This is a genomic window from Pseudoalteromonas sp. S408, from assembly GCF_005886645.1.
Taxonomy (GTDB): Bacteria; Pseudomonadota; Gammaproteobacteria; order Enterobacterales; family Alteromonadaceae; genus Pseudoalteromonas.
Genome location: NZ_PNDY01000014.1, coordinates 110,602 through 121,994 on the forward strand (window position 1 = coordinate 110,602; position 11,393 = coordinate 121,994).

General features: G+C 41.8%; 11 protein-coding genes. 2 read left to right on the plus strand and 9 right to left on the minus strand.

Annotation, left to right across the window (positions count from 1 at the left end; genetic code table 11):
- Positions 1 to 9: 9 nt before the first annotated feature.
- The 7 genes from fabF to yceD all read right to left on the minus strand — a co-directional run bounded on the left by fabF (position 10) and on the right by yceD (position 5,506).
- Positions 10 to 1,248, minus strand: a complete 1,239-nt coding sequence (gene fabF, locus CWB62_RS13155; protein WP_006792303.1) for a beta-ketoacyl-ACP synthase II — start codon at positions 1,246 to 1,248, stop codon at positions 10 to 12.
- 274 nt (positions 1,249 to 1,522) lie between these two features.
- Complete coding sequence (acpP, locus tag CWB62_RS13160; RefSeq protein ID WP_006792304.1) at positions 1,523 to 1,759, minus strand: acyl carrier protein; 237 nt, start codon at positions 1,757 to 1,759, stop codon at positions 1,523 to 1,525.
- A gap of 249 nt (positions 1,760 to 2,008) precedes the next feature.
- A complete protein-coding gene (gene fabG / locus CWB62_RS13165; protein ID WP_058406051.1) occupies positions 2,009 to 2,755 on the minus strand; it encodes a 3-oxoacyl-ACP reductase FabG in 747 nt (248 codons plus the stop codon).
- Positions 2,756 to 2,767: 12 nt separating this feature from the next.
- Complete coding sequence (gene fabD / locus CWB62_RS13170) at positions 2,768 to 3,694, minus strand: ACP S-malonyltransferase (protein WP_138530534.1); 927 nt, start codon at positions 3,692 to 3,694, stop codon at positions 2,768 to 2,770.
- A gap of 53 nt (positions 3,695 to 3,747) precedes the next feature.
- Positions 3,748 to 4,788 carry a phosphate acyltransferase PlsX gene (plsX, locus tag CWB62_RS13175; protein ID WP_006792307.1) on the minus strand — a complete coding sequence of 347 codons (1,041 nt, stop codon included), beginning with the start codon at positions 4,786 to 4,788 and terminating at the stop codon, positions 3,748 to 3,750.
- A gap of 12 nt (positions 4,789 to 4,800) precedes the next feature.
- Positions 4,801 to 4,971, minus strand: coding sequence for a 50S ribosomal protein L32 (gene rpmF / locus CWB62_RS13180; protein WP_004587686.1), 171 nt, complete (start codon positions 4,969 to 4,971; stop codon positions 4,801 to 4,803).
- Between the two features lie 10 nt (positions 4,972 to 4,981).
- Complete coding sequence (yceD, locus tag CWB62_RS13185; protein ID WP_006792308.1) at positions 4,982 to 5,506, minus strand: 23S rRNA accumulation protein YceD; 525 nt, start codon at positions 5,504 to 5,506, stop codon at positions 4,982 to 4,984.
- Positions 5,507 to 5,637: 131 nt separating this feature from the next.
- Here yceD and CWB62_RS13190 point away from each other — a divergent pair, with 131 nt between their 5' ends.
- Positions 5,638 to 6,234, plus strand: a complete 597-nt coding sequence (locus CWB62_RS13190; protein ID WP_138530536.1) for a Maf family protein — start codon at positions 5,638 to 5,640, stop codon at positions 6,232 to 6,234.
- A 15-nt stretch (positions 6,235 to 6,249) separates the two neighbouring features.
- Here CWB62_RS13190 and CWB62_RS13195 read toward each other — a convergent pair whose 3' ends face one another.
- Entirely contained in the window at positions 6,250 to 6,900 is a 651-nt protein-coding gene (locus CWB62_RS13195) for an HAD-IA family hydrolase (protein ID WP_138530538.1), read from the minus strand.
- Positions 6,901 to 6,903: 3 nt separating this feature from the next.
- Complete coding sequence (gene rluC / locus CWB62_RS13200; RefSeq protein ID WP_058406047.1) at positions 6,904 to 7,866, minus strand: 23S rRNA pseudouridine(955/2504/2580) synthase RluC; 963 nt, start codon at positions 7,864 to 7,866, stop codon at positions 6,904 to 6,906.
- A 773-nt stretch (positions 7,867 to 8,639) separates the two neighbouring features.
- Here rluC and rne point away from each other — a divergent pair.
- The coding region (gene rne, locus CWB62_RS13205) for a ribonuclease E (RefSeq protein ID WP_138530540.1) at positions 8,640 to 11,393 on the plus strand (2,754 nt) is incomplete at its 3' end.

An 11,393-nucleotide genomic window follows, 5' to 3' on the forward strand; every position in this document is an offset into this window, starting at 1 on the left:
TAAAAAAGATTATACCTTTTTAAATAGCAACGAGCCATTAGTACCACCAAAGCCAAATGAGTTACACAGTGAGTAATCTAGTTTTGCATCGCGTGCTGTATGCGCAATGTAATCTAGGTCACAGCCTTCATCTGGGTTATCAAGGTTAATAGTAGGCGACACTTTTTGATCTTTTAACGACAATATCGACACAATTGATTCAACCGAGCCGGCTGCACCTAGTAAATGACCCATCATCGATTTAGACGAGCCCACCATTACGTCTTTTGCTGCATTACCAAAAATAGACTTAACGGCGGCTGTTTCGGCTTTGTCGCCTGCGTTGGTCGATGTACCGTGGGCGTTTATGTAACCTACTTGCTCTGCATTTACTTGCGCATCTTTTAATGCGTTTTCCATTGCAAGGGCTGCACCGGCACCGTCTTCTGGAGGGGATGTCATGTGGAATGCATCGCCACTCATACCAAAACCAACTAGCTCGGCATAAATGTTTGCGCCACGTGCTTTTGCGTGTTCGTATTCTTCAACCACAACAACACCTGCACCGTCAGAAAGTACAAAACCGTCACGGTCTTTATCCCACGGGCGTGATGCAGCTTGTGGGTCGTCGTTACGAGTTGATAATGCGCGTGCTGCGTTAAAGCCACCCATGCCAATAGGTGTACAGGCTTTTTCTGCTCCACCGGCTACCATTGCGTCGGCATCGCCGTAGGCAATCATACGGGCGGCATGACCAATGTTATGTAAGCCTGTAGTACACGCAGTTACAATTGAAATATTAGGGCCACGTAGTCCGTACATTATTGATAAATGACCCGAAATCATATTAATAATGGTAGAAGGCACATAAAATGGAGATAGCTTACGTGGGCCACTGTTAAGTAACTTAACGTGGTTTTCTTCAATTAGCGTTAGGCCGCCAATACCAGAACCAACAGCAACACCAATTCGCGTTGCGTTTTCTTCAGTGATTTCTAGGCCCGAATCTTTAAAGGCTTGAACACCTGCTGCTAAACCGTATTGGATAAATAAATCCATTTTTTTTGCATCTTTGGGTGGCATATAAGCCGATGCGTCAAAGTCGTTGATTAAACCAGCGAACTTTGTTCCAAATTTTGATGTGTCAAAGTGTGTTATTGTTTGTATTCCACTTTTAGCATCTAATAAGCCTTGCCAGGTTGATTGAACATCATTGCCTAGCGGCGTCAACATTCCTAAGCCAGTTACGACGACACGACGTTTAGCCACGGTTTGCCTCCAATAAGGGATATTTATAATTTTATTAAAATTTATACCATTTTAGTTTTTAAATGGTTTTTTTAATCCAATTAGATTCACAAGGGAATTAATACCCAAGCAACCTCAAAGTGCGAGTCTCAAACTTGTTTGACAACACATAACATAAACAAAATTAATGTTAGTTAAATTTGGGGAGTTAAGGTTTGCTATTTGAATCATGAACTTTGAGGTGGTTTGAATACATAGATTAAAGGCAGCGAATGCTGCCTTTAATATACAATGATTACTCAGCGTGAGCTGTTACGTAATCGATTGCGCTTTGAACTGTAGTGATCTTTTCAGCTTCTTCATCTGGGATCTCAGTGTCAAACTCTTCTTCTAGAGCCATTACTAGTTCTACAGTATCAAGAGAATCTGCACCTAGGTCATCTACGAAAGAAGATTCGTTTTTAACTTCTTCTTCTTTAACACCTAGTTGTTCAATGATAATTTTTTTTACGCGTTCTTGGATATCGCTCATTCTTCTTTCCTTTATTAAAACGCCAATGCGTTATTTTCAGATTGCGGGGTAGTTTACGCCGCATAATTCTCTGATTCAATGATTTGACCGTAAATAATTATCTGGTCAAACCTCTGAGTGTGTGTTTTCCCTGTTATCGCTTATTTTAATAGCAATTTCAAGTATGTTTAAAGCAAGTTCACAAATAATTCAATGTTTTTTAGTGAATTAAGCCAACTTAATTTTAATCTTTTAAAGGCTATATGGTTATTAAACCATATACATCGCGCCATTTACATGCAAAGTTTCGCCTGATACATACGCAGCCGCGTCAGATGCTAAATAACACACTGCCGCTGCAATTTCGTCAGGTTGGCCTAAACGACCCGCCGGTACATTTGCTAATGTGGCTGCTTTTTGGTCATCGGTTAGCTCGTTGGTCATATCTGTTTGAATAAAACCCGGTGCAATTACGTTTACTGTAATACCGCGCGAGGCCACTTCACGTGCAAGCGACTTAGAAAAACCAATTACACCCGCTTTAGCCGCAGCATAGTTGGCTTGACCTGCGTTACCCATAGTGCCCACAACCGAGCCAATATTAATAATACGGCCGTTCTTTTTCTTCATCATTGGGCGTAAAACAGCCTTTGATAAACGGAAAATAGAGCTTAGGTTGGTATCGATAATATCGTCCCATTCAGCCTCTTTCATACGCATAAGTAAGTTGTCGCGCGTAATACCTGCGTTATTTACAAGTACGTCAATATCGCCTAAGTCGGCTTTTATTGCCGCTAAAGTTGCCTCAATTGAAGCAGGATCGGTGACGTTTAATGCATAACCTTTACCGTTATCACCTAAATACTCACTAATGTTAGCCGCACCCGACTCACTTGTTGCTGTGCCGGCTACTTTTGCGCCTTGTGCAACCAACATAGTTGCAATTGCCTTACCAATACCACGGCTTGCGCCAGTAATTAGGACAACTTTGCCCTCTAAAGAAAATAAGTTAGACATTGTTATATACTCTTATTTAGCTGTATCAATTGAAGCGGCGTCGTTTACTGAGCCACATACCATTGCTTTATCAATTCGTTTTGCCAGGCCTGTTAATACTTTACCTGGGCCAAATTCGTAGCTTTGCGTTATACCTTGGGCGACTAGCGCTTGCACTGTTTCTGTCCAGCGTACTGGGCTGTATAATTGGCGAACGAGTGCATCTTTAATCACGTCTGCTGCACTTTCTGCTTTTACATCTACATTATTAATTACATCACACTTAGGTGTATTAAATGTTAAAGCGGCTAAATCTGCTGCCAATTTATCTGCCGCAGGCTTCATTAGTTCACAATGCGAAGGCACACTTACCGAAAGCGGTAATGCGCGTTTTGCGCCGGCCTCTTTACAGGCTACTGATGCTCTATCTACAGCAGCTTTATGCCCCGCTATTACAACTTGACCGGGTGAATTGTAGTTAACTGGCGATACAACCTCACCTTGCGCTGATGCTGCACACGCTGCTTTAATTTCGTCGTCGCCTAAACCAATAATAGCGGCCATTGAGCCCACACCTGCTGGTACGGCTTCTTGCATGTACAAGCCACGGTTTTCTACTAATTTAACGGCTTCGCTTAAGCTAATTACGTTACTACATACCAGTGCTGAATATTCACCTAAGCTGTGCCCTGCCATTACAACATCGGCGTCTGGGTTTTTAGCTAACCAGTCGCGATAAATCGCAACGCTTGCGGTTAATAATGCAGGTTGAGTTCGGTGGGTTTCGTTTAGTTTTTCTTCTGGACCGTTAAGAACTAACGCTGCTAAGTCGTATCCCAATGCGGTTGACGCTTCTGCAAACGTTGATTTTACAATGTCGGAGGTTTCTAGGAGCGCTTGTAACATACCTACGCTTTGCGAACCTTGACCTGGGAATAGAAGTGCAATTTTTTGTGCCATACTTTGCTCTTTTTAATTAAACAAATAAATAATGAAATACACGGCACATCAATTTACTGATTGGCCACCGTGTCTTTAGAATGTGTTTTTTCGAAAATAGCGGCTATTTTAGTGGGAAGTTGGCGTTCAACTTCTTTTACCGCTTCATCGATTGCTGCTTGAAATGCTTTAGCTGAGGCATTTCCATGGCTTTTAACGACAATACCGCGCAATCCTACCAGAGAAGCACCGTTATACTGGTCGGGGTTCACCCTTTTATAGAGTTTTTTTATGATTGGGCTTAGCATAAACGCCATACACTTATATAAAAGGTGTTTTTCGAGGGCTTTTGAGAACTTATTCATGATAAGTTTGGCAATGCCTTCACAGGTTTTAAGGGCAACGTTGCCAACAAACCCTTCACATACAATAACGTCGGCCTTGCCTGTAAAAATATCGCTGCCTTCACTGTAGCCAATATAATTTATATGCGGACTTTGCTGCATTAATTGGGCGGCGTGTTTTATGTCGTCGTGGCCTTTTATGTCTTCGGCACCAATGTTTAATAAACTTACCCGTGGGTTATCACAGCCAAGCGCTTGGCCTGCAACCACTGAACCCATTAAACCAAATTGGTAGAGTATTTCGCTATCGCAATGTACGTTGGCGCCTAGGTCGAGCAAATAAACTGGATTTTTACGCTCTGTAGGTACAGATGAAATAAGTGCGGGGCGTTTTACACCGGGCAACATTTTTAATACGTAGTGGGCCATAAAAAATAATGCGCCAGTATTACCTGAACTTACACATGCTTGAGCCTCGCCTGATTTAACTAAATCAAGGGCAACACGCATTGAAGAATCTTTTTTTGAACGCACGGCAACAGCAGGTTCGCAGGCATTAGTGACTATTTCACTACAATGACGAATTATGAGTCTTGGGTGAGATAAAGAATCGAGGGATTCGAGTTCTTTAGATATAACTTGCTCGTTACCACACAGAATAAGTGTAAGGTTGGCGTGAGCGTTTACTGCACTAACAGCAGCAGGAATAGATGAACGGGGGCCGTAATCGCCCCCCATCATATCTAACGCTATGGTTAGATTATTCAGCATCAAAGCAATCTCTTAGTTAGAAATTACTTGAACGCCTTTGTAGTAACCGTCAGCAGTTACATGGTGACGACGATGAGTCTCACCTGAAGTTTGGTCAACTGTTAAAGTTGGACCGTTGATCGCATCGTGTGAACGGCGCATGCCGCGTCTTGCACGAGACTTTTTGCTTTTTTGTACAGCCATTAGTCTTCTCCTAAGAATCTTTCTTAAGTTGTTTCAAAATATCAAATGGATTTGGTTTATCATCTTCCGCTTTTAATACACCAAAGCTGGCAGGCTTTGACGAGTAATTGCATGAAGCTTCGTTGTGTGTAGGCACTAATGGCACCGCTAAAATTAGTTCGTCTTCGATTAACTCAAACACGTTAATTTCACCGTTTTCATCAAGCGCTACTTCATCGTAGTCTTCTGGAAGATCATCCGACTCAGCATCCAAACCAACAGGCGAATACATAAAGTCTTGATCCAAATCCAACCCTAAATCATCATTACAACGTTGACAAGTTACAGTTACGTGTGTGGACAAATTGCCGCTAATCACAACTAAACCTTGCTCATCGTTTTTGCACTGAATTTTTACCGCTATTTCACCTACTTCTTCCTGTACAACACCTCGTAAACGAGTCAGTTTTTCAAGCGGTACAATACCATCGTATGATAAACGGTGTTGCGCTGCTTTCCCAGGATGAAGAGTGAAGGGAATTTTTACCTTTTGCATAGGGGCTGCATCATATAGATAGTTAGTTTGTTAGTCAAAGTAAAAAACCATTTTTACTAGGTTTTTCACGTGTTTTACTCACGGATCTGATTTATCCTAACTCAATCTGATTTATCTTAGGAAAACCACTCATGAAGCACCCGCTTATTTTAGCCTCAAGCTCGCCTTTTAGGCAGTCTTTATTACAAAAATTTAATTTACTGTTTGAAACCTTTTCGCCAGACGTTGATGAGTCAGCTCTTGAAAACGAGACACCGCATGACCTAGTTAAGCGTTTAAGTGAACTTAAAGCCGCTGAAGCTATTAAACATTTTAACAATGGCTTAGTCATTGGTTCTGATCAAGTGGCTGTGTTTAATGATCAAATATTAGGTAAACCGCATAATAAAGAAAACGCCGTAAAACAATTAAGCTTATTTAGTGGACAAACCGTTACTTTTTTAACGGGATTATGTGTTTTTGATATTCAAAGTGGGCAAAGCAAAACTGTTGTTGAGCCATTTAATGTGACCTTTAAAACACTCACAACAGCACAAATTAGCGCATACTGCGATGCAGAACAGCCTTATAACTGTGCGGGTAGCTTTAAAAGTGAAGGACTCGGCATTTGTTTATTTGAAAAACTAAGCGGTGACGATCCTAATAGTTTAATTGGTTTACCACTCATTAAACTCAGCCAATTATTAGCTGAGTTTAATGTTGATGTATTGAGCCTACAAACTAAATAAAATGCACTTTAGGTATTAGCCCATTAAAACCTGTTGCAACTGTTGGTAGCTATCGACTGTTGCAATTGGGTTAAACTCACTTAATTGCTGCGCATTGTGTACCCCCATGGTTACACCAATGCTATCTATGTTTGCAGCTTGTGCCATTTTCAAATCGATTTGTGTATCGCCTATCATGAGAGCCTCATTGCCACTTACGCCAAGCTCAGCTAATAATTGATAAAGCATATCGGGTGAGGGTTTAGATTGCGCGTCGTCGCTGGTGCGGGTTGCACTAAAAAAATGCCTCAGCTGGCTTTGATCTAATAAGCGTTCTAAACCGTCTCTTCCTTTACCAGTTGCAATAGCAAGTACTGCCCCGTTTTGTTTAAGGGCATTGAGTACGTTTGCTACATCATCAAATACAGGTGTGGCTGTTGAGTCAACTTTATAATGTGCCTTGTATGCATTGATTAGTGCGGTTTGCTTTGTTGGGTGATTGGGAAATAACACCGCCATTGCCTTTTCAAGCGACAGCCCAATAATATTTTTTATTGCGATGTCACTTGGCGGAGCAATGCTTAAGGACTCCGCACTGTACTTAATACAATTAACTATTTTGCCAATTGAGTCCATAATGGTGCCATCCCAATCAAAAATAATTAATTTGTATTGTTTACTGGACATACATTAAGACTCTTTAGCTGCACGTAATTTTAATAAACAGTTGCTAAGTGCTTTATCAAGGGGGGCCTCAACACGCATGGTGGTTTCGTTTTTAGGGTGATAAAAACTTAAATCGTGCGCGTGTAAAAATAAGCGATTTAAACCTACTTTGCGCATTCCTGCGTCAAACGCTTGGTCACCATATTTATCGTCGCACGCAATTGGATGCCCTTTACATTGTGTGTGTACGCGAATTTGATGCGTTCGCCCTGTTACTGGCGACGCTTGTACAAGTGAACATTCGTTAAAACGCTCTAGTACTTTAAAGCGAGTATGCGACGGTTTGCCTTCAACGTTGTCAACACGTACAACGCGCTCGCCCGATTTAAGTGTATTTTTGCGCAGGCCTTCGGTTACATTTTTAGTTTTACCATCCCACTGCCCGTCAACTAATGCCCAGTAGTTTTTTTCCATGGTTTTTTCACGAAGTTGTTCGTGCAACGATGTTAAAACAGAGCGACGTTTTGAAATAAGTAAACACCCCGATGTATCGCGGTCAAGCCTGTGCACTAGCTCAAGGTTACGCTCTTCAGGGCGAAGTACGCGTAGCGCTTCTATTAAGCCATAACTTAAACCACTGCCGCCATGAACTGCCATACCCGACGGTTTATTTATAACAATGAGGTATTTGTCTTCAAATAAAATATCGTCTTCAAGGCGCGTTACTTTATCTAGCTTTGAAGGTACAAACTCTTCGCGCTCTGCCACTTTTATAGGTGGGATACGAATAACGTCGTCTAACTGTAATTTATACACTGGCTTAATGCGTTTTTTATTTACACGCACCTCGCCTTTTCTAAGAATTTTGTAGATTGCGCTTTTAGGCACCCCTTTTAAATGGGTAATAAGAAAGTTATCAATTCGCTGACCTAAATGGTCTTCGTTGATCGTGACAAAAGATACTTGTAAGCCGGTTTTTTCTGACATCGCCTAATCACTGATTTAAGTAAAATAATTTAGTTGCTAACACAGTTATAATAGTGGGATAATCAGCAGCGCAAATATTTTAGTATTTGCAAATAACAACGGTGCTTTTTAACACATTAAAACATTCGTGATGCACATTCTGGGTAGCCGATCATACAGATCCGAGTTAAGTTTTCCAAAGCTTTTATACATACCTAGTAAACACGTGCGGTCAATTAACAGCAATGCGCGTAATATATTGCAGGTTAAGTTTGAACATGAAGTGGTTTTTGATGCAATTGAAAAAGCAATGAACAGATAATTTGTCTGATAGTGACGGCGTAAAAAACGCCGTTCAGCAACTGCTCAATTATTGTAGTACCGTAAAGCAGCTTATTTAGAACTAAAAAAATCTAATAAATAAGTATTCATTAACATCGGCAGCGAATTTTGCTCTTAAACCGGGATTTAGCAATACATCATTGTACTGCTTACCAACTTAATGAGCCCTACGCACCTAATATGAACGACATTTAGTAAGATTGATATGACAGGCCGACTTCTGGGTAAAACTTGTAGACGTAGCTGAAAAGCCGACAGTTTTAACACCATTAAGAATTTAATAGCGTTTTAGTACGCTATTGTTTGCCAGCATTTAAAAAATACTGCTAACGAAAATACAGAGCCGTTCCGTTAAAGACCCAGTCGTGAGGCTGCATATTCTAAAAATAGGAACAACTGAACAGGCGAGAAAACATCGTCATGTCAGCGACATAATTTAATAGAGTAACAATATGAAACGTATGCTAATCAATGCAACGCAGCAAGAAGAAATGCGCGTAGCACTGGTTGATGGCCAGCGCCTATATGATTTAGATATAGAAAGCCCAGGTCACGAACAGAAAAAAGCCAATATTTACAAAGGCAAAATCACACGTATTGAACCATCTTTAGAAGCAGCATTTGTTGATTACGGTGCTGATCGTCATGGTTTCCTTCCTTTAAAAGAAATTGCCCGCACTTACTTCCCTGCTGGTTACACCTTTAATGGTCGTCCGAATATTCGTGACGTGATCAAAGAAGGTCAAGAAGTAATAATTCAAGTTGATAAAGAAGAACGTGGCCAAAAAGGCGCGGCGTTAACTACTTTCATCAGCGTTGCTGGTAGTTACTTAGTACTAATGCCTAATAACCCTCGTGCTGGCGGTATTTCTCGCCGTATAGAAGGTGATGAGCGCACCGAACTTAAAGAAGCGCTTGGCCGTTTAGAATTACCTAAAGGTATGGGCTTAATTGTGCGTACTGCAGGTGTTGGTAAATCGTTTGAAGAATTAAATTACGATTTAAAAGCGTTATTAGTCCACTGGGAAGCAATTAGACAAGCTGCCGACAGTGCTAAAGCACCGTTTTTAATTCACCAAGAAAGCAACGTAATTTTCCGTGCGATTCGTGATTATTTACGTCGTGATATTGGCGAAATTTTAATTGATAAGCCACGTGTTTTTGAAGAAGCTAAAGCGCACATAGAGCGTTTTCGTCCTGACTTTATGAGCCGTGTTAAGCTTTACCAAGGCGATACACCGTTATTCACGCACTACCAAATTGAAAGCCAAATTGAGTCTGCGTTCCAACGTGAGGTTCGTCTTCCTTCTGGTGGTTCAATTGTTATTGACCCTACGGAAGCACTTACGTCTATCGATATCAACTCGTCTAAAGCAACAAAAGGCGGCGATATTGAAGAAACAGCACTGAATACCAACCTAGAAGCGGCTGATGAAATTGCACGCCAATTACGTTTACGCGACTTAGGTGGTTTGATTGTTATAGATTTTATCGATATGACACCGCCACGCCATCAGCGTGAAGTAGAAAACCGCTTAAAAGACGCTGCTCGCCCAGATCGTGCTCGTGTACAAATTGGTAAAATTTCTCGCTTTGGTTTACTTGAAATGTCACGCCAGCGTCTACGCCCTTCATTAGGTGAAGCAAGCCAAGGTGTGTGTCCTCGTTGTAGTGGTCAAGGTACAGTTCGCTCTAATGAGTCGATTGCACTGTCTATCCTTCGTTTAATTGAAGAAGAAGCAATAAAAGACAACACAGCACAAGTAAATGCACAAGTACCTGTTGCCGTGGCTGCTTACTTGTTAAACGAGCAACGCCGTAGTGTTCACCGTATTGAAAAGCATCACAAATGTGATGTAGTGATTATTCCTAATCAACATATGGAAACACCACACTACGAAGTAATGCGTTTGCGTAAAGACGAAACACTTGAAACCGTAAGTTACGAGCAAGTTGTTGCGCCTGAGCAAGAAGTGTTCGAAATGTCGAAGTCGCCTGCAGCACCTGTTCGTGAAGAGCCTATGCTTAAGGGTGTTGTTATGCCTTCAAGTCCTGCTCCACAAGCTGCGCCGGCTCCAGCAGCTAAGCCTGCAGCCGTAGCCGCCAAAGAAGAAGCGGGTTTATTTACTGCACTTGCTAACTGGTTTAAATCTATTTTTGCTAGCGAAACACCTGAGCAGAAAAAAGAAGCCATTGAAAAGCAACAAGAAGAAGCACGCAATAATAAGCGCCGTGGAAACGATAACCGCCGTCGTAATAACAATCAGCGTCGTCGTAATAATCCACGTTCTAAACAACGCACAGATCGCAATACTGATGAAGTAGAAACAAAAACTAGTTCACCAGCAACGAATGAGAACCAAGAGAAAAACGAAAACCGCAATAAGCGTCGTCGTAATTCTAACTCTCGTAAGCGCCCTGAGCACAAAGCAGATAAAGATCAAGCTAAAGCGACAGACGCACCAGCAAAAGCAAATACTGATACCAATGTAGCTGAAGCACCTAAAGAGCAAAAGCCTAAGGTTCGTCGTCAACGTCGTAACGTTCGTAAGAAAGTACGTATTCAAGACGAAAACGCTGAGCAACTACAAACAACTGATCAAACGCCTGTTGAAGCAGTTGCAGTAGAAGAAAAGCCGCAAGTTCAGCCAAAACCTGAAGCACAAGAAAAGCCAGTAGCCGCTGAAAAGCCAGCACCGGTAAAAGAAGAAAAGGTTAAGGTTGAGACTATTGAGTCGAAAGTTGAAACTGTAGACACTGAAGAAGAACAAACACGTACACGTTCACGTCGTTCTCCTCGTCATCTTCGTGCATCGGGTCAGCGCCGTCGTCGCCCTGAAGGCGAAAATGCTGAAAGTAAATCTGATGAAGCCCCTGCTTTTGTGCCAGTTGCTGACCAAGCTGCTGCAGAGTACGAAGCAGAACTTAAAGCAAAATCGGAAGAAACGGCTGTTGACGCGTCTGAACAGGTTGAAAAAGCCGTTGCTGTTGAAGATTTAGCTAAAGTTGAAGTGGCTCAAGAGCCAGTACAAGCTGCAGAAACAGTACAAGCTGAAGAATCAGTTAAAGCTGAAGAGCCAGCGCAAACTGAAGAACCAGTGAAAACTGAAGAGCCAGTGAAAGCTGAAGAGCCAGTGAAAGCTGAAGAACCAGTGCAAACTGAAGAACCAGTGCAAGCTGATGAACCAGTGAAAACTGAAGAACCA